Origin of the sequence: Rhodothermus profundi, assembly GCF_900142415.1 — a bacterium.
Taxonomy (GTDB): domain Bacteria; phylum Bacteroidota; class Rhodothermia; order Rhodothermales; family Rhodothermaceae; genus Rhodothermus; species Rhodothermus profundi.
The window spans coordinates 290,913-310,375 of sequence record NZ_FRAU01000004.1; the positions used below are offsets into that span (position 1 = coordinate 290,913).

At 59.5% G+C, this 19,463-nt stretch carries 16 protein-coding genes; 7 read left to right on the forward strand and 9 right to left on the reverse strand.

Features of this window, described 5'->3' with window-relative positions; translation table 11 throughout:
• Positions 1–43: 43 nt before the first annotated feature.
• Complete coding sequence (locus BUA15_RS07840) at positions 44–805, forward strand: transporter (protein ID WP_072715427.1); 762 nt, start codon at positions 44–46, stop codon at positions 803–805.
• Positions 805–1,698: a shikimate dehydrogenase gene (locus BUA15_RS07845; protein WP_072715428.1), complete on the forward strand. Its 894-nt coding sequence runs from the start codon at positions 805–807 to the stop codon at positions 1,696–1,698. Before BUA15_RS07840 ends, BUA15_RS07845 begins: the two co-directional genes overlap by 1 nt.
• On the opposite strand, the gene BUA15_RS07850 is transcribed toward BUA15_RS07845, so the two are convergent.
• Genes BUA15_RS07850 through folP form a run of 3 tightly spaced genes read right to left on the reverse strand, consistent with a single transcriptional unit; the run spans position 1,695 to position 4,129 of the window.
• Complete coding sequence (locus BUA15_RS07850; RefSeq protein WP_084660544.1) at positions 1,695–2,369, reverse strand: protein-L-isoaspartate(D-aspartate) O-methyltransferase; 675 nt, start codon at positions 2,367–2,369, stop codon at positions 1,695–1,697. The genes BUA15_RS07845 and BUA15_RS07850 overlap by 4 nt on opposite strands.
• Positions 2,366–3,175, reverse strand: coding sequence for a diadenylate cyclase CdaA (gene cdaA, locus BUA15_RS07855; protein ID WP_072715429.1), 810 nt, complete (start codon positions 3,173–3,175; stop codon positions 2,366–2,368). Before cdaA ends, BUA15_RS07850 begins: the two co-directional genes overlap by 4 nt.
• A gap of 15 nt (positions 3,176–3,190) precedes the next feature.
• Entirely contained in the window at positions 3,191–4,129 is a 939-nt protein-coding gene (gene folP, locus BUA15_RS07860; RefSeq protein WP_084660545.1) for a dihydropteroate synthase, read from the reverse strand.
• 104 nt (positions 4,130–4,233) lie between these two features.
• Here folP and BUA15_RS07865 point away from each other — a divergent pair, with 104 nt between their 5' ends.
• Positions 4,234–5,802: a GH3 auxin-responsive promoter family protein gene (locus BUA15_RS07865; RefSeq protein ID WP_072715430.1), complete on the forward strand. Its 1,569-nt coding sequence runs from the start codon at positions 4,234–4,236 to the stop codon at positions 5,800–5,802.
• 177 nt (positions 5,803–5,979) lie between these two features.
• Positions 5,980–6,819, forward strand: coding sequence for a sigma-70 family RNA polymerase sigma factor (locus tag BUA15_RS07870; protein WP_014065864.1), 840 nt, complete (start codon positions 5,980–5,982; stop codon positions 6,817–6,819).
• A 63-nt stretch (positions 6,820–6,882) separates the two neighbouring features.
• Here the strand turns inward: BUA15_RS07870 and BUA15_RS07875 are convergent, their stop codons facing one another.
• The 6 genes from BUA15_RS07875 to BUA15_RS07900 all read right to left on the reverse strand — a co-directional run bounded on the left by BUA15_RS07875 (position 6,883) and on the right by BUA15_RS07900 (position 15,543).
• On the reverse strand, positions 6,883–9,759 hold the full coding sequence (locus BUA15_RS07875) for a hypothetical protein (RefSeq protein ID WP_245771971.1): 2,877 nt from the start codon (positions 9,757–9,759) through the stop codon (positions 6,883–6,885).
• A 39-nt stretch (positions 9,760–9,798) separates the two neighbouring features.
• Positions 9,799–10,455 (reverse strand): potassium channel family protein, encoded by a 657-nt coding sequence (locus BUA15_RS07880; RefSeq protein ID WP_072715432.1) that lies wholly within the window; start codon positions 10,453–10,455, stop codon positions 9,799–9,801.
• The gene (locus BUA15_RS07885) at positions 10,452–11,876 is read right to left on the reverse strand and encodes a TrkH family potassium uptake protein (protein ID WP_072715433.1); all 1,425 of its coding nucleotides are present in this window, start codon (positions 11,874–11,876) and stop codon (positions 10,452–10,454) included. The genes BUA15_RS07880 and BUA15_RS07885 overlap by 4 nt, the downstream gene beginning before the upstream one ends.
• An 85-nt stretch (positions 11,877–11,961) precedes the next feature.
• On the reverse strand, positions 11,962–13,245 hold the full coding sequence (locus BUA15_RS07890; RefSeq protein WP_072715434.1) for a hypothetical protein: 1,284 nt from the start codon (positions 13,243–13,245) through the stop codon (positions 11,962–11,964).
• Between the two features lie 82 nt (positions 13,246–13,327).
• Positions 13,328–14,515: a KamA family radical SAM protein gene (locus BUA15_RS07895; protein WP_072715435.1), complete on the reverse strand. Its 1,188-nt coding sequence runs from the start codon at positions 14,513–14,515 to the stop codon at positions 13,328–13,330.
• Positions 14,516–14,550: 35 nt separating this feature from the next.
• Entirely contained in the window at positions 14,551–15,543 is a 993-nt protein-coding gene (locus BUA15_RS07900) for a D-alanine--D-alanine ligase family protein (RefSeq protein WP_245771972.1), read from the reverse strand.
• A 189-nt stretch (positions 15,544–15,732) separates the two neighbouring features.
• On the opposite strand from BUA15_RS07900, the gene BUA15_RS07905 reads away from it, so the two are divergent.
• From BUA15_RS07905 to BUA15_RS07915, 3 genes are all read left to right on the forward strand, one after another.
• Positions 15,733–17,139, forward strand: coding sequence for an OmpP1/FadL family transporter (locus BUA15_RS07905; protein WP_245771973.1), 1,407 nt, complete (start codon positions 15,733–15,735; stop codon positions 17,137–17,139).
• A gap of 23 nt (positions 17,140–17,162) precedes the next feature.
• Positions 17,163–18,383: an SGNH/GDSL hydrolase family protein gene (locus BUA15_RS07910; protein ID WP_072715438.1), complete on the forward strand. Its 1,221-nt coding sequence runs from the start codon at positions 17,163–17,165 to the stop codon at positions 18,381–18,383.
• 135 nt (positions 18,384–18,518) lie between these two features.
• A complete protein-coding gene (locus tag BUA15_RS07915; RefSeq protein ID WP_072715439.1) occupies positions 18,519–19,460 on the forward strand; it encodes an L-lactate dehydrogenase in 942 nt (313 codons plus the stop codon).
• Positions 19,461–19,463 lie beyond the last annotated feature (3 nt).

Here is a 19,463-nt window from a genome sequence, read left to right on the forward strand (position 1 = left end):
ACGCCTGGGCCTACCCTCTTCTAACCTGTTTTCGAGAAGAGTTATGAAATGTTGTAGCGCAGGATTGCTGTTTCTGTGGCTACTTGTCGGTTCCCTCTATGCTCAGGAGGTTCCGCCGCTGACCACCGACCGTCCTGGCATAGGGGTGGGGGCGGGCGTCATTGCTCCTGGTGTCTTTCAGCTTGAAACCGGTATGAGCTTCGACCGCATTTCTTTTGCCCGCACCTATCTCTACGGTCCTACGCTCTGGCGCTATGGGCTGGCCCCTTCTGTAGAGTTTCGCCTGCACGTACCCGCCTATCTGGTCGCCCGTGGTCCTGAGGAAAAGCAGCAGGGTTTTTCGGATCCTCTACTGGGATTCAAGCTGGGCATCTACCGAGCGCGTCAGACAGACCATCCGGAGGTCGGGTTGCTCTTTGAACTGCGTCTGCCCCGAGGCGCCTCACCTTTTCGCGCCCCTGCTGCTCAGCCTTCTGTGACGCTGGCATTTGACTGGCCCCTGCATACCTCGTTCAGCTTTTCGGCCAATGGTACGTTCACGAGCTACTGGTCCAACCGCAAACGTTTTGATGAAGGGCTCATTACGGCCACACTGAACGTTGCGCTGTCGGAGGCGCTGCCAGCAGGTGCTTATTTCGGGTATGCCTGGATGTTCGGACCGGGACGCGACCCGCATTATCTTGAAGGAGGATTAACGTTGCTGCTCATGCCGGATCTCCAGCTTGACGTAAACGGCGGCGTTGGCCTCCATGCGCGGCGCACCTATTTTATTGGAGCTGGTCTTGTCCAACGCTTTCGATTCTGATGGAGCTGGCTACAGAAGTTGCGATTCGCGCCACTACGCGTCTGGTTGTTCTGCTGGGCGATCCGGTCGCCCACTCCTTCTCACCGCTCATTCACAACACAGGATTTCGAATCCAGGGCCTGGATTATGTCTACCTGGCCTGCCGCGTCCCTCAGGACGCCCTTCCGGAGGCCATAGCTGGCCTGCGCGCGCTTGGCTTTGCCGGTGCCAATGTAACCATTCCCCACAAAGAGCGGGTGCGGGCGCTGCTGGATCAGTGCACGGCGCGGGCTGAGGCGATAGGAGCTGTCAACACGATTATCTGTCGCCCTGATGCGCAGGGCGCCGTGGAGCTGATCGGCGACAATACCGATGTGGAAGGCTTTCTGGAGCCTCTGCGTCCGCTGACCCCACGGCTGACGGCGGCGGAAATGGTGGTGCTGGGTGCTGGCGGCGCTGCCCGAGCTGTGGTGTACGCCTTGCTCACCGCGTTTCGGCCAACGCGCCTGACCATTGCAGCCCGCACGCCTGCGCGAGGGGACGCCCTGGCAACCGATTTCGCTGCTTACGATTCGAATCAGGCATTGCAGGTTGTGCCCTGGGACAAAGCTGCCCCGTTTATTCGCACGGCGCGCCTCATCGTCAATGCCACGCCGGTGGGCATGCATCCTCAGGTTGAAGCCTCACCCTGGCCCCATGCAGAAGATTTCGCGCCCGAGCAGATCGTTTATGATCTGGTATACAATCCTATCCAGACCCGTCTGTTGCGTGCGGCGGCCAGGCGGGGTGCAACTACCATCGACGGACTGGCCATGCTGATCGGACAAGCAGCCGCAGCCTACCAGCAATGGACCGGCCGCCTCTTCCCTCGCGAGGCGGTCCAGACCGCCCTGCGGCCTCTGCTTCAGCGCTAGCTATTGGTCTCGTCGTTTTCGCGTATCAAAGGGACAAAGCGAAAGACGTGCATGGTTTCGGTCTCATAGGTACCCGGTCCGGTGCAGCGCACGCGGGTCATGCGTTGCTGATGGGCGTTACCGACCGGAATGACCAGGCGCCCTCCCGGGCGATTTCCTTCAGGCATGCGTAGTTGCGCGCACAGGGCAGGTGGAATTTCGGTTGCCCCGGCCGTCACGACAATCCCGTCGAACGGCGCAAAGGCAGGCCAGCCCTGCGAGCCGTCTCCATGACGCGCTACCACCCGATAGCCCAGTGCTTCTAAACGCGCCAGGGCCCGTTCCAGCAACGGCCGATGCCGTTCGATGGTAAACACGCGAGCCCCTAAGGCGCACAGAATGGCGGCCTGATATCCACTACCTGTTCCGATTTCCAGCACGCGGTCTCCCGGCTGCACCTCCAGCAGTTGCGTCTGATAGGCCACGGTGAAGGGCTGCGAGATGGTCTGTTTCAGGCCGATAGGTAGCGCTACATCGTCATAGGCCCGCAACCGTAATGCTGGTTCTACAAACAGATGGCGGGGCACGCGCGCAATAGCCTCCAGCACCCGTTCATCTTGAATTCCTTTCTCGCGCAGCGTCTCCACCAGCCGAAGACGCCGCCGTCGGTACAGCGGATCATCCTCCATCATGACGGCAACTCCATCGACGTTTCCTCTTCAACTTCGACGGCCGGACGCGCCTCCAACGCTTCGATTAAAAGCGTGCGTAGCTCGGCAGCCGTCAGATTAGAAATCAGCTCGCCTTGTTGCGCCACGGAGATTGTTCCCGTCTCTTCCGAAACCACAACGACAAACGCATCGGTTTGCTCGGTAATTCCTACTGCTGCCCGGTGCCGCAGTCCCAGGTGGGGGCTTAACTTCATACTGGTCGAAACGGGCAAGATGCAGCGAGCTGCAGCAATCACCTGATTTCGGATAATCACGGCACCGTCATGCAGGGGATTTTTGTCATAAAAGATGGTTAGTAGCAGCTCGCGAGAAATCCGGGCGTTCAGGATCGTACCTGTTTCGATATAGTGGCGCAGTCCGGTCGAACGCTCAAACACAATGAGTGCGCCAATACGTAGCCGGCTCATTTCAGCTACGGCAGCACAGACTTCATGAATCACTTCTTCTCGAACGGGGGCGGAGACGAAGCGCCGCAGGAAGGGCGTCTGCGCCACCATGACGAGCAGCCGCCGAATTTCAGGTTGAAACAAAATAATCACGGCGAGCACCGCCACTTCGCTGAGCGCGCCAAAAAAGCGGCGCAGCATGGTCATGTCAAGCGCCGTTACAATAACCTGCAGGAGGTAGATCGCCATGACGCCCAGGAAGATCTGCACGGCCAGGGTGCCGCGCATGAGCTGATACAGCTTGTAGAGCACATATGCCACCAGGCCGATCTCTAGCAGATCGACCAGACGAATCGGGATGATCCAGTGAACAAGCGTCACGGCGTTTGGGAATTTTCAAACAGCATGCAGCGATTCAGGGCGCGGCTGAGCCAGCGTGGCAGCCAGCAGGCGTAGCATCTCGACGGTGGGTTTTACGTCGTGCGTCCGCACCAACGTTGCTCCGCGCAGCACGGCGACGGCCGTTGCCCCCAGGGTACCGTAGAGCCGTTCTGCGGGCGGCACGGGTTTCTCCGGTGCGCCCAGCACCTGCCCAATGGTACTTTTGCGGGAAATTCCAACCAGCACCGGGTAGCCCAGGCGTAGCAGTACATCGATATTATTAACCAACTGCAAATTTTCGGCCGCGGTTTTTCCAAAGCCGAACCCCGGATCAATTACTACCTGACGCACCCCGGCAGCATGCGCTCGGCTTATCGATGCGGCCAGCGAATCACGGACAGCTCCTACTACGTCGTCGTAGTGTAGTTCGTGGGGCATTTCACCCGGGCGCCCTACTGAGTGCATCAGGATAAGGGGAGCGTCGAAACGCGCCGCTACTTCCGCCATTTCCGGATAGAGCCGCAATCCCGTCTGATCGTTAATAACATGAGCTCCGGCTTCCAGGGCATCGCGGGCTACCTCTGGCTTGTAGGTATCGACCGAAATGATTGCTTCAGGAAACCGCTGCGCAATGGCTTCGATCACCGGCAAGACGCGCCGCCGTTCTTCGTCAGGCGAGACGGGCGCTGCTCCGCGGCCGTACGTGCGGCCGCGGGGCCGTGTTGATTCCCCTCCTACGTCGATGATTGCAGCCCCTTCTTTTAACATAGTTTCTGCCCGGCGCAGGGCAGCATCTACTGTCTGATATCGGCCTCCGTCCCAGAACGAGTCGGGCGTAACGTTCAGAATGCCCATAACCTGGGCCCCTCCGGGCAGTCCCGGACGGCAATCCAGCAACCGTCCCCGGCAGTTCAGCACGAAGCGGTTTCTGTCGAACGATTCGGCATGCCACATAGATCGCTCTGCAGCTTGGGGAACACGGAATATAGTACGGCGTAGCGCGCCTCGCGCGATTTTTTTCGCGAAAAGTCCGTCGGACGTTCCGACCGGGAGCTTCTATGATCGTTGCTTCTCTCCTGCAATGGTTGCCGTTCTTTTATCGCCATCGCCGTTTTATACAGGATCCAGCCGGCACGCAGGCCCGTCTGCTGCGCCGCTTGCTGCAGCGGGCTGCCCATACGGAATGGGGCCGTCGTTATGGCTTTGCTGAGCTGGCGCGCGCCCGGGACGTCGTGCGGGCCTATCAAACGCGCGTGCCTCTGCACACCTATGAGGACTTTCGCGCAGATGTGGAGCGCATGCGGCGTGGCGTGCCAGACATCTGCTGGCCCGGACGCATCCGTCATTTTGCCGTCTCCAGTGGCACTGCCTCGGAAGGTACGCTCATCCCGGTCAGCCGAGAAATGCTCCGCGCCGATCGCCGGTTTAGCATCGAAGTAGGGTTGCACTATTTGCTGCAGTCTGGCCGCTGGTCCTTTCTCAAAGGCCGTCACCTGACGCTGCCAGGACGTGCCGACGAAGATCCGCGCTATCCAGGCACCTGGGCGGGTGAAATCAGCGGGCTGGTCGCGCGCCATGCGCCCTGGTATGTGCGCCTTTTCTATCAGGCAGTACCGGACCGAATTCTCATGCTGCCGAACTGGGAGGCAAAATTGCGGGCCATTGCGCAGCATACGCTGCATCAAGACATTCGTCTGGTGGTTATGGCGCCGACCTGGGGGCTGGTGCTGTTTAACTTGCTGCTCGAGGAAGCGCGGCGGCAAGGGCATCTGGCCACAACCGTTCGTGACATATGGCCTAATCTGCAGGTGTTTATTTCGGGAGGAGTCGCCCTCAGCTCTTACCGCACCTTGCTTGAAGAAATGATCGGGCAGCCTGCGCCAGACTTCATCGAAACCTACGGCGCTTCGGAAGGCTTTTTTGCCTTTCAGTCCACGCGCGATGATCCGGCGATGCTATTGCATCTGGACAACGGAATCTTTTATGAATTTGTCCCGCTGGAGGCCCGCGACCACCCCAATCCCCCCCGCTACACCATTGCAACCATTGAGCCTGGCGTGCGCTATGCGCTCTACGTGACCACGTGCAGCGGACTCTGGAGCTATGCGATGCGGGATGTGGTGCGTTTTACCCAGACCAACCCGCCCAAGCTGGTGGTTGCAGGTCGCACCAGCGAGATGCTTGACCTTTACGGCGAAGCCGTCTTCGGAGACGAAGCCCGCGCTGCGCTTGAAGAAGCCTGCCGACGCACCGGCGCGCGAGTGCACGACTACCATATTGCTCCCCGTCCCGCGACTCGAACGCGCCCGCCCACGCACCAGTGGCTCATTGAGTTTGCGCACCCTCCCGCAGATCTGTCGGCTTTTGCAATGGTCATCGACGCTCACCTGCAACGCGTCAACCGGCATTACCAGATTCGTCGGGAGGCCCGCGCTTTCGACCGGCCCGAAATTGTTGCGCTGCCACCGGGTGCCTTTCTCGAATGGATGCGACGGCATCGAGCGCGGCTCAGCGGGCAGAGCAAAATTCCGCGCATGCGTTCGGATCGGCGCTTAGCGGATGCGCTTCTGGCGCAATGTGCGGATTTTGTGTCTTCTACGGAAACCTCGCCGGATTCTTCTGCATAAGGATAGGCGCTTTGCCTGAAGGCAAACGGTCCGATCACAATGGATTGGGAACAAGCGGCTGGTGCCAGCGTGAAGGGGCTGCTGTCATGGAGGCGGAGGGGCGCCTGCCGTTATGCATACAGCCTTCCACCAACCGGCCACTCGTAGAGACCTGTCACCAAACCCAGGAGAAGGGCTATGTACGTCCCGCGCCAGCAACGCATGCTGGATCAGTACCTCCAGGAGATCGGGAAAATCCCGTTATTGACGCCTGAGGAGGAGGTCGAACTGGCACGGCGCATCAAGCAGGGCGACGAAGAAGCGTTGCACAAGCTAACGCGTGCCAACCTGCGGTTCGTGGTCTCTGTCGCCAAGAAGTACCAGGGACAGGGCCTGAGCCTGGCCGACCTGATCAATGAAGGCAACTATGGCCTCATCAAGGCGGCCCAGCGCTTTGACGAGACGCGCGGGTTCAAATTTATCTCTTATGCCGTCTGGTGGATCCGCCAGGCTATTTTGCAGGCTCTGGCCGAGCAGAGTCGCGTGGTGCGCCTGCCGTTGAACCGAATCGGTACCATCTCTAAAATCCGTAAGGTAAGTGCCCGGCTGGCGCAGGAACACGAGCGCGCCCCCAGCGCCGAAGAACTGGCCGAAGAGCTCAACATCGACGTTGAAAAAATCCGGGAGGCACTCCAGCATACGGGCCGCGCGCTCTCCATGGACGCGCCCTTCACCGACGACGATGACAACAGCCTGCTCGACGTTCTGCCCAACGAAGAGGATACGGCTCCGGACGAAGGCCTCATGGAAGAGTCGCTCAAGATTGACATTGAGCGGGCGCTTTCCACGTTACATCCACGCGAAGCTGAAATTATCCGCCTCTACTTCGGCATCGGCCGAGAGCATCCGCTAACGCTGGAAGAAATCGGGCAGCGTTTTGGTCTGACGCGCGAGCGCGTGCGCCAGATCAAGGAAAAGGCACTCCGCAAACTCCGTCAGAAACATCGCCGCGAAGAACTGCAAATCCACGTGGGCTAAGGGCCGCGCAGGCATTAGACATCGGGAGGCGCCCAGACCGGGACGCCTCTTTCTGTATCTGTATTAGAAGGGGACCGTAGCCCGAATGCGGTAGTACAGCTCCCGCCGGGCCCCGGGTTCGTCAGGGGACAGGGGATAAGCCCATCCCAGCGCGTGCGTCAGCACAAAAGGGCCCAGGTGCAGGTCGCTTTTCATTTCTACGCCGACTCCCAGCCGATCTGTATCCATGCCCCCTCGCACAACCGCCCCATCCGCAAAGACGGCCAGAGCTGTTGTCCCAAGCCGCAGCAGGCCCAGCAGCTCAGTTTGCAGGTCCCAGTGCAGCGGCAGGCGGTATTCCACCGATCCGAAAAGCACCAGGCGGCCAGCAGCCAGTCGTCGATACCCCCGCACCCGTTCCCGAAGAGACGGGGCGAAAATCTCCGGCTCGACGTCAGGCAGTAGCAAGTGCAGAGCATCGGACCGGGCCAGCCCCAGATAGTCCTGGGGCAGACTATGCCCACGCTGCGCCTGCACCCGACCATAGGTCAGCAGCCGGTGGGATCCTATCACAGGCCAGATGCGATAGGCAGCTACGTCCAGGCGTACAAAGCGCAGGGTGGCCCCGAGCACCGGCACAGATCCCAGGATTCGAAAACGCACACCTGCTCCATCGAGCGGATGAACAGCATGGTAGCGGTAGGGTCGCCGATGCCACAAGCGCACTTTAAACACTACGTCCAACTGCCGACCCGTTTCCGGTGGAGGTAAAGGGCCCTGCAGGCGTTCCGGGTGGCGAGGCCAGACAGGCCGGCGGTCCCAGTAGCGCAGATATGCACTAAGGCGGCGTCTTCCGTAGGGTGGGGCCGGCAGATTGCGCACGATGCCCAGCACTCCTCCTGTCTGCGCCTCAATCAGGGTAGCGTGGTCATAGCGGACAGAAGGACTAATCCAGCGAAAGAGCGTGCCTCCTACCATTCCCCAGAAACGGCGCGTCAGATAGCTTATCCACCCCCAGCTATACCGCAGCCTGGTTAAGGATAGCATTCCCCCTGCCGCAATCGTGTGATATCCCAGCGGCTCCAGCCAGAGCGTAAATCCCCCGATCCCTCCTCCGAACGGTTTCAAGTAGTAGGGTACAGCCAACGAAGCGACATGCGTCAGGTTGGCCCAGGGGCGATAAGGCTTCGGCGCAGACATCAATATTGGAGACGTGGGCAGCGAGTCGAGCATTCGCCGCGGTCGGGCTACCTGACGCCTCCACGCCTGGTAAGGCTCCGGGACCACTACCTTCCGTTCAATGGCGCGTCGCCGAGCATCTATCAGCCGCACGCTTTCGCCATACTTTGACAGCGTAACGGCCACAACCAACCGTCCCTCTGGGAAACCAGGCGCAGGCGGTAGCCAGGCAAGCACGCGCGCTCCTGCTACCAGTCGCGTTACCCGAGCCACCCGTCTCGTCGCGCGATCCACTACAAACACATTCGGTACCCCATCCCGCAGCGACGTGAAGGCCAGGCGTTGCCCATCAGGACTCCAGACCGGCGCCCGGTCGTCATACCGACCGCTGGTCAATACAATCAGGCTATCCTCTTCCACCCTCCACAGCACGAGATCGCGACGCACGCCTTCAACAAAACGATCAAAGACCAGCGCCTGGCCATCCGGGCTCCAGCGGACCATCCCAATATGCACGGGTGCCCGGGAGGTCCACAACAGTTGCAGTGTTCCTGTTTGTAGATCCAGCATTTCTAGCCGGGCGTACCCTTTGCTGACGGTTATGAATGCCAGGCGCCGGCCATCTGGAGCAAACGTGGGCGAAAAGGCGCGGCGGCCCCGGGTCAAACGTCGCTGCACGCGTCCGTCGGCCGATGCCAGCCACAGATCGTACACAAGTCCACCGGTCGGACCGCGCGCCCGGCGGGCAAAGGCCACCCAGCGTCCGTCTGGACTCCAGGCGACGGGTGGACGGATATCCCCCTCGGCCACGGTCCTCCAGCGTCCGGGTCGTCCTACATAAAGCGTGCGCACAGGACGCGTCATCGACGGGAGGCCCAGCACGGCCCAGCGTGTAGTGTCGGGGCTGGGCGCCAGGTCGTCCACATAAGCGACCGGCACGGCCAACGTGTCGCCCCGAAGCGAATCAGGCGTTTCCATCTGGCCGGCCATCGTGTTGTAGAGTACGTTGACGTGCCGCCGCCAGCGTTCATAGAACGTATGGTAGGACGTGCCCGTAACCGCGCGAAACGCGGCATAAAAGTCATGGACCGGCACCCCCAACCGGCGGACGCGATGCGCCAGGATGCGCCGTAGCGTTGTGTCGCCCTGTTGCCAGGCCAACCAGCGCGTTTGCGCATGTCCCACCGCGTAAAGCAACCGACCATTCCAGCGCGAACGGCCATCTTCATATGAAAGGGCATCGTCCAGCACGGCGATGCGCAGCCAGCGCTCGCCTCGCTGCGCATCCCAGCTCTCTGTCGTGTACTGGGCCAGTCCTTCCGTCCAGAAACGTGGGAGCGGGCGGCCGAGCAGTAAATTCAGCCAGGCGGGCTGGCTGCGCACAGCCTGATAGTGAAACAGATGGGCCAGCTCGTGCGGCACCACCCGTTTCAGCCACGGTGTAGTTCCTGTCCACGCCTCCGGTTCATTGCCATACAGCCAGATACAACTGTAGCCATCCCCCAGAGGAACCGCTAGCCCGTTGGCAATGTCGTCCGCATCGGAAAGGTAGAGGCGAGGTTTTCCCTGAAGGGCACGTCCGAACCAGGCTGCCAGCGCTGCGTGGCTCGCTTCGGCAACGGCAGCCACTTGTGTTGCAAGGGTATCAAGCGACGCGGGATAGACAAGGCGAAAGTGCGGAGTTTCAATTACGTACCAGCGGCGCCCTCCGGGTCCCCCTCCCAGCAGATCAAAGCATTGCGCCTGCGCCCCTCCGACCAGCAGCCCGAAAAGCAGCCCCATGCTGATGCAACGGCCCATCTGGTGCCCCTCCTTTTGCTTTTATTTCAGACGGGCCACCTGTTCCAGGTCTTCTTCTTTGCCGGCTACAAACAGCGTATCGGTGTCGCGCAACGGAACGTCCGGATCCGGTGGAATGTGAATCTGATCGCTCAGCACGTCGCGCACGGCTACGACCGACAGGCCGTAGCGCTGGCGCAGTTCAAGCTGCCGCAACGTTTTCCCTTCCCATTCATCAGGCACCGCCATTTCCTGAATGCCAAACCCGGCGCCGATGCGGAAATAGTTGAGCAGGGCTCGGCCCGAAAGGCGGCTGGCCAGATTTAACGCCGACTCCCGTTCCGGAAAAATCGTCTCGGTTACCCCCAGTCGGTTCATAACGCGGGCATGGTCGCGTGAAATAACCTTCACGTAGATTTCCCCCACGCCTAAATCACGCAACACAAGCGTTGAAAGCACACTGGCTGTAATGTCGTCGCCTGTTGAGATAATGCCGACGTCTACTTCACGGACGCCCAGGCGTTCGAGCGTTTCTAAGTCGCGGCCGTCACAGACTACTGCCCGCGTTACATGCGGTGCAATGCGATCAACGGCCCGTTCATCCAGGTCGATGGCCAGCACTTCATTACCTTCGGCGTATAGCGCTTCGGCCACGCTGGCGCCGAAGTTGCCGAGTCCAATCACGACAAAACGTTTCATCCGACCACCACGTCTTCGTAGGCGTAGCGAAACTGGGGCGTGCGGTGTCGCCGGAGGGTCAACGCCGCCGCAAAGGTCAGCGGTCCCACTCGCCCGACAAACATGAGCAGAATGATTATCCAGCGTCCTGTAGTCGAAAGGGACGGCGTCACCCCCATCGACAGGCCCACCGTTCCAAAAGCGCTGTAGGCTTCAAACAGGTATTTTAAGAAGCTACCCGGGGCAGTCACGCCATGTTCAATTTCTGTAGCGGTTAGCACAAAGCTGCCGAGCATCAGCGCGGCAACTGCCACCACAAACAATCCAACGGCTCGTTGCACGACCTCATGGGGAACTGAGCGGCTCCAGCAGCTCGGAATTTCCTGCCCGCGCATCCGAGAGATGGCCAGCAGCACAAGCAGGGCCAGAGTCGTGGTCTTGATGCCGCCTGCGGTAGAGCCAGGCGACCCTCCCACGAACATAAGCAAGATGGTCAGAAAGCTTGTCTGCTCTGTAGCCTGTCCATAGTCGATGGTGTTGAAGCCGGCCGTCCGGGCCGTTACGCTCATAAACAGGCTGTTGAGTAGCCGGGCGCCAATAGGCAGCTCCGCAAGGGTTCCCTTCCATTCAAAAAACGCGAACAGAATCCACCCAATCCCGAGCAATAACGCTGTCGTGGTCAGCACCAGACGCGAGTGCAGGGAAAGCCGAAAGCGCCGCCGTGCTCGGATCGACCGCCGCCAGAGATAGAGCTCTTCGAGCGTTAGAAAGCCCAGTCCGCCAATGACAATCAGTAGCATAACGACCGACAGCACGACAGGATTGGCGCGGAACTCGACAAGCGAGCTGGAAAACGTCGAGAAGCCCGCATTGCAAAAGGCGCTGATAGCATGAAAGAGGGCCGGCCAGAGCGCTTCCCGCCCGCCCAGCTCTGGCCAAAAGCCCAGGTAGAGAAGCAGCGCCCCTATTCCTTCAATCAAAAACGTGAAGCGTACGACGTCACGGGCCAACTGTCGGTAGTTGACGTGCGGAGCAGCCTCCACGACACTGGCAGCCAGGGCTTGCTGCCGCAGTGAAAGCCGTCGTCCCAGGGCAACGATCAGGACCGTGGTAAAGGTAATGATGCCCAGTCCACCCAACTGAATGAGCAACAACAGAAACGCCTGGCCCCAGACCGTGAAATAGGTAGCTGTGTCCACGACGATCAGTCCTGTTACGCAGACTGCACTGGTGGCCGTAAACAGCGCATCAAGCCAGGAGAGTGAGGGTCCCGTATACAACCCGGGGAGCGTTTTAAGCCCCAGCGTTCCCAGCAGGATAAGCAATAGAAACGAGCCAACGAACAATTGGGGAGGCGACAGGCGACGCCAGAAGCGCTCGTGTGAGGGCTTCCGCACGGAGCGTGCCGGAAAACGCGCGATCAACCCTTTCAGAGCCAGCATGGACGCCTGTTGGCCAGATCAAGCCCATAGCGGAGGCGATAGGACCACTCGACAGGTGGCACCATTAGCCGGGCCATGGCGCATTCTACTCTAGAATGGTACAGGTACCACTCTCATAGGCTTCACGGAGCGCTTCGGTGGCGTCGGCGCGAAACTGCTCGGGCGTCTGATGGCGTTCCTGGAGCACGGCGACGCCTATACTCACGCCTCCTTCCAACCAGCCGCCCGCCTTGGCCAGTTGCGCCTGCAGGCGAGCTGCCCAGGCCTCCACTTCGGGTACGGGAGCTCGGTAGAATACGCCATAGGTCAGTTCGCCAAAACGCTCAATGCGTTGGTCGGGCGCACTCTCCTGGAGCGCCGCTTTCAGCGCCTGTTCGGCAGCGGCCAGTGCTACGGGGCCTTCCGTAGCAATTGCATCGGCACGGTTCAGGTGTACCAGCGCCAATGCCAGCGGTTCCCCGAGACGGCGGGCCCGCGTCATTTCTTCGGCAATGATCTCCCGTCGTGGACGGTAAGCCCGGGCTTCGGCTTCCCGGCGCGATTGCTGCAGTTCGAGCACCGTAGCCAGCAACCGACCAAATTCAACCAACAATGTTGAAGCCGACAGCCGGTCAAACCGCCCGGACTCCGGTGCATCAGCCACCAGAAAATAGAGGGCTCCTTCGCGCGTGAAGGGAATGGGAGCAAGCGCCAGTTCCGCTACCTGCGGAGGAACGTCTGTATAGTACCCAAGCGCTTCATAGAGTTCATCACAGACTTCACGTACCGTGACCGGCCGATCCACCATGCTGGGCGCCAGTAAGGGCACCGGTGCGGTGAACGTCTGCCCGGCAGATACTCCCGATACGACGCTGCTGATGCCCAGCACCCGATATTCCAGCGATACGTCTTCCTGGACCAACAGAGCCACCGTCTGGGCTTCCAGCGCAGCCCGCAGCGCTTCCAGACAGGGAGTCAGTACGGGATCTTGCTCTGCTGCCGCTTCAGGAGTCTGCGAGGGTTTCGACGGCTGCTCCTCTCTGGGGGTAGAGGGCTCGGGAACATCGACTGGTGGAGATCCCTCTGAAGCGGACACCGCTGAAGCAGGGGACGATTTTTCAGCAGGCTCTGCAGCTGGCGAGCGGCTCCGAGGCCGCGCGCGAATCTCCAGAATACCCAGTGATTTTAGCTCTTCTTCTGGCGAAGCAGGCGGGGGCGGAATAAAGAGCGATTGCTTTTCACGTCGCCGGCGGCGCAGCCAGCCTACCAGTGCGACCAGCAGCAAAATCAGCAACAGGCCTGCTCCAGCCACGTAAAGCCACGGCTGCGATAACGTAAATCCCAGCAGCAACTCGATAAGAGAAAGCAGCCAGAGCATGGCCTGCATCATAGATATTCGCCCGGTTGCCAGCAGCATAGAGGAAAATACGTCAGTCTCTATAAATGCTGCAACTTATTTCTGCCATTTCTTTTCAGCGTGCTGTGCACAAAGGCTTTTCCAGTTTGATCGTATCGACTTCCTCGGGCCAAGGAATTTCGGGTAATTGGAACGGCAGCTCTTCCTCTTCCGGAATCGGGTTGGGCTCGGCCCAGAGCACCCCGCGCGGCGTTTCAACAATGACATAGTCGCCGGCCCGTCCCCGCACATAGGTGCCGTCAAGCGGCACCTTACCATAGGGCGTATCAAGCACATATTTGGGGATAGCAAAACCCGTCGTGCGCCCCTGCAGTGCTCGTATGATGGCCATACCTTTTTCGATAGGTGTGCGAAAGTGGGCCGTGCCTCCGATAAGCTGTGCCTGATAGAGATAATAGGGGCGCACACGCATGCGGACCAGGCCCTCACAAAGCGCTTTCATCGTCTCAACCTGATCATTGATGCCGCGCAGCAGCACCGTCTGATTGCCCACCGGAATGCCAGCCCGCAACAGACGATCGATCGCCTCCGCGGCGTCGGGAGTCAGCTCTTTCGGATGGTTAAAATGGGTGTTGATCCACAGAGGATGGTAGCGCTCCAGGAGCTGGCATAGCTCCGGCGTAATGCGATAGGGGAGTTTGACGGGCATGCGGGTGCCGATGCGGATAATCTCAACGTGCGGAATAGCCCGCAGTCGATCGAGGATCCAGGCCAGGTGCGTTTCGCTCAGCGTGAGCGGATCGCCGCCTGTCAGCAGCACGTCTCGAATTTCCGGGTGGGCCGCAATGTAATCGATCGCCGCCTGCAGCTCTGCCCTGCGCATCATAAAGGCCGCATCGCCGACCATGCGCTTGCGGAGGCAGTAGCGGCAGTAGATCGCACATTCGCTGGTAACGCAGAAAGCCACCCGGTCCTGATAATTATGGATCAAATTTTTGACGGGCGAATGGGCCACTTCCTCAAGCGGATCCATAACGCCGATCAGATCGGGCGCCAGCTCCTCTAGCCGGGGCACCACCTGGCGGCGAATCGGACAGTTGGGATCTTCAGGATCCATGAGGCGGGCATAGTACGGGGTAATGTTCCAGCGAAAGACGCCCCGGGTAGCCTCTATTGCCCGTCGTTCGTCATCGGTGAGCCGAATCCATTGGGCCAGCTCCTCGGCCGAATGGATTCGATGGCGCATTTGCCACCGCCAGTCGCGCCATTGCGGATGCGTCGCATCAAAGGGAGGACAGGCCATGTGCGTTCATCCCCTCGTTTCCAAGGATATTTCCCTCAGGCCAGACCTAAACGCCGAAGTCCACGTTGCACAATCTCGGCCAGAAAGTCTACGTAGGATTGCTGCATCAATTCCGCCAGGATAGCAAACGTCCCATCCGGCGCAAACGTCGGAAGCGGATTAATTTCCAGAAACCACGGGTTACCCTGCCGATCCACGCGAAAGTCCAGGCGCGCAAAGTCGCGGCATTGTAATTTTTCATAAGCGCGCACGGCCAGTTGTTGCAGGCAGTGTTCCAGTTCTGTGGTCAGCGGCACGTAAGGTGCTGGTTCCAGGTCGGCTGCCGGCGCCATCCCCCGATGCTCCAGCGCATGCAGGCCAATCCCAGTGGTTGCCTCTACGGCCCGCTGCAACACAGGCAGCGCCTCGGGAGGATTATTACCAATGACTGCTACGGTGAACTCGCTCCCTTCGATAAAGGGTTCCACGATAACCTCCTGTCGGTAGGCAGCCGTCAGGTGGGCGACCTGTGCGCGAAGTGCTTCCAGCGAATAGACCTTAGAAGCTGCCGTGATGCCCTTGGAAGAGCCCTCGTAGCGTGGCTTTACAAACAACGGAAACGGCCCGGGCAGATCGTGGGGATCGATCGCCTCCGGACCGGCATAGGTGCGGTATGGGGGCGTAGGCACTCCGGCTGCGGCCACCAGATCCTTGGTCCAGGCTTTGTCAAGACTCAGGGACAGCGTCAGCGGATCGGAGCCAAGGTAGGGAATGCCGCCCATTTCAAAAAGCATCGGCGCATACGCTTCCCGGTTGCGCCCGCGCGCACCCTCGGCGATGCTAATGCCACAGTCAATGCGCAAATCCGGCAGCTCGATCAGCAAGTCGTAAGCCGTGCCAATGCGGACCGGCTTATGGCCCAGCCGACGGATCGCTGCCGCCAGCACATCAACGGTCTCAGGTGGCTCATTTTCGGCATCGGCGTCCGGGGGCTCGCCCACTTCCCAGGGATAATCGTCAAACAGATCGTAGACGATACCAATTCGCATAAGACCGTTTACACGCATCGTCTGGGTACTCAAAGACGCCACACTACGCCTCGATTGACTTTTGGCTCCCGACCAATGACAGCCAAAATCGCACCGTTCATGCTATCCCCCTTGAATTCTAAGCCAGAACTTTTTTATCCTGAGTATTAAACAAACGTTCACTTATCTAAAAGCACCATGCGCATCGCCATGCGGTACAGATTTCCGTTTAATGGACTGTGTTTTCTGGCGTTACTTTCCAGTCTGCTACTGAGCCCATCCGTTCTGGGGCAGGGATTTCTGCTGAGTCCTCCCGGCGCCTGTACGCTTGGTCGCGGCGGCACCGGTGTGGCGCTGCCCTGTGCTGATGGATCCGCCATGGCGCTTAATCCTGCCGGCATAGCACTGGTCAACCAGTGGGCTGTGGCCGCTGGAGGTACAGCATACCTGGTTCAGGGCAGCTTTACGGATGATTATACCCGGCAAGAAACGCGCCTGGAAGAGCGTCCCGTAACGGTCCCGCATTTGTTTGCCGCTTTTCGAGCCACTTCCAACCTTACCATCGGCTTTGGCGCGTATATGCCTTACGGCCTGGAAGTCCGGTGGCCACGCACCTTTGAGGGCAGCTTTGTCAGCTACCAGACCCGCGTACAAACGACCTATCTGCAGCCCACGCTGGCCTTTCGGCTTGTCGAGCCAGTCCTGGTAGGAGCAGGCCCCGTGCTGGCGGTCAGCACGGTGTCACTCTGGCATCAACTGGATCTGGCACCGGTAGAGGCGCTGCCGGGCGTTCCCTTTGCTGCTCTGGGCATTCCTCCGGGAACGCCCTTTGCCAACGTTAAAATGGAAAGTAACAACTCCTATGGATTGGGCGGACACGTAGGCCTGCTGGTTCAGGTAACGGATCAGTTTCGGATCGGAATCCGGTACCTGACTCCGATTCGGGTGAGGTACTCGGGTATGATCCGCTTTACTCCCCTTTCAACCGGTATCATCATTCCGACGGAGATCACCCTGAACGGTCAAACCATTCCAGCCGGAGCGCCACTTGACGCGGTACTATCCCGCCTGAACCTGTTTGACGATCAGGGTCCCCTGGCGAATCGGGATATTGAGACCGAGCTCACCATGCCGGCTCAGTTTGTGGCAGGCTTCAGTTGGAAGACCTTCCCGGGCATCACGCTGCTGTTCGACTATCAGTGGACCGGATGGGCTACCTTTGACCAGTTTATCATTGAACCGGTAGGAGGTGGCAATCCTATCGTGCGCATCCAGGATTATCGGAATACCCATACGTTCCGGACCGGTCTGCTTCTCCAGGCCAATTCCATTCTGGAAATGCGGCTGGGATATACCTTTGCCCAGGGGGCGGCTCCTTCAAAAACCGTCACGCCGTTGCTTCCTGAAGCCAGCCGCAACCTGATCACGCTGGGTACAGGCTGGCGGCTGGGCCGCGGCGTAATGCTGGATCTGGCCTACCAGTACGTTCGGCAGGATGACCGCCGCGGCCGCGTCATCGATCCGCCACCAGGTACGGAGCCTTCACCAGCACTTAACAGTGGCCTCTATCAGCTTAGTGCCCATGTGGTCTCGCTTACGGTTAGCGTTTCGCTTTAAACATAGACCATCCTATAAGGATCATGAACTATCCGCTTGGAATTGCACCGTTTCAAGCCTTACCCAAGGGACTGTTAGCCTTACTTTTGCTTACCCTTGGCTGCCGCGACGAAGCTTTGCAGCCACCAGAACCTATTGGTGGAGAGTTGTTCGCTCGTTATGTAGCTATTGGTAACAGCATTACGGCTGGCTATCAGTCCGGTGGTATCAATGCTACACTGCAACAGCAGGCCTATCCGGTACTGTTAGCCGCCGCTATGGGAACTCCCTTCAATGTGCCGCTACTGCGTGATCCTGGATGCCCGCCACCACTGATCAATCTGCTCACAGGCGAACGGCTAGGCGACTTACCTGGCAACTTCTGCGCCTACCGGCAGCTACCTGCACCACGCATAATTAATAATGTGGCTGTACCAGGAGCCAAGGTAATCGATGTGCTGACCAACCTAGGTGAAGGCACCTCAGCTAACACATTAACATTGTTACTCCTGGGTGGCCGCACCCAGCTTGAAGCTGCCGCCGAAGCACGTCCTACGTTCGTCTCGGTCTGGATCGGTAACAACGACGTACTTGGTGCTGCCATTGCAGGTGATCCTGCACTTGTTACACCTATTGACGCCTTCCGGCAGCGCTATAGGCAAATGCTCAACCAGCTTCAGGCAATGGGCGTGCAGGGAGGCCTACTTATTGGTGTGGCAAACGTAGCGGTTATTCCCCACCTTTCCCCAGGAATTGCCTACGCTCAAGCCAAACAAGGTGGCGCCTTTCCCCCCACCTTCAATGTAGCTGACAACTGTGCTACTACAGAGGCCACAGCTCTGGTGCCCTTCTCTTACGCTTTTGGAGAGCTATTGGCCACAGCCTTACAGGGACAGAGTGTTACGCTCGACTGTGCGGATGATCCGCGGCTGCTTTCTCCTGAAGAGACGGCCACCATTATCCAGACGGTCCAGGAATACAATGCGTTCATTCAGCAGGAGGCCGAAAGGCTGGGCTGGGCTTACCTGGATCCCAATCCCATCTTGCTGCAGCTCAAAGAGAACGGGGAGATCCCCCATTTTCCGCGGCTGACTTCCAGCGAACCCTTTGGGCCTTACTTTAGCCTGGACGGCGTGCATCCCAGCTCGCTCGCGCATCAGCTAATCGCCCAGGAAGCTGCTGCGGCCATCAACGCAGTCTACGGCACGAACCTGCAGATACCGGTGCAGTCGCCACCGGCCCAGCAGCTTGCAGTCGTTCAATAAGAGCCCTATCGCACCAGCATCGCCCCGGCCTTATCGGGCCGGGGTTTTTTATTCTTCAACCAGAGCGTTTCATTTGCCTGGCGCGCTTTGCCGTAACTTGCCGCAGCAACGCTCACCTGAACCGGAGAGGGTGCTATGCTTCAACGTCGGGTCGTCGGGGTGGTCGGCACCGGCCACGTCGGAGTAGCCGCAGCGTACGCCCTGTTCATCAAAGGCCTGGCCAGCGAACTGATACTGATCGACAGGGATGCTCGGCGGGCCGAAGGCGAGGCTATGGACCTGATGCATGGCCAGTCGCTTGTGGGGAGTATGACCGTACGGGCTGGCACTTACGCCGACCTGCACAACGCGCAGATCGTGATCATCAGCGCCGGTGTTGCGCAGCGTCCCGGCGAAAGTCGCCTGGCTCTGCTGCATCGGAATGCGGAGGTCTTCCGCGAAATTATCGGCGAGCTGGACCGCCACGCCCCCGAGGCCATTCTGATTGTGGCCACCAATCCGGTGGACATTCTCACCTATGTGGCTCAGGAGCTCAGCCAGCGGCCTTCCGAGCACATTATCGGGACAGGGACCCTGCTCGACACCGCCCGCTTTCGGGCCCTGCTGGGCCAGTACTACGGCGTTGATCCTCGCTCCGTCCACGCCTACATCCTGGGCGAGCATGGCGATTCGGAGGTTGCTATCTGGAGCCAGGTGGCCATCGGTGGGCAACGCATATTAAACCGCACGGTGCTTGGCCGTCCATTCGACCGGACGCGCATGCAACAGCTTTTCGAGGAAGCCCGCACAGCCGCGTATGCCATCATCGACCGAAAAGGTTATACCAACACCGCCATCGGTGTCGTCATTGCCCGCCTGGTGGAGGCAATTCTGGATGATGAAAAAAGCGTGCTTCCCGTAAGCGTGCGGCTAAATGGCGAATACGGAATCCATAACGTGTGTTTGAGTCTTCCCTGCGTGATCGGACTGCGGGGCATCGAAGGCCGCGTGCTGCCCGAATTAGCGCCCGACGAGCTAGAAGGCCTGCGTCGCTCCGCCGAAATCCTCCACCAGTCGCTGCGCGAGCTCTCGTTGTAATTG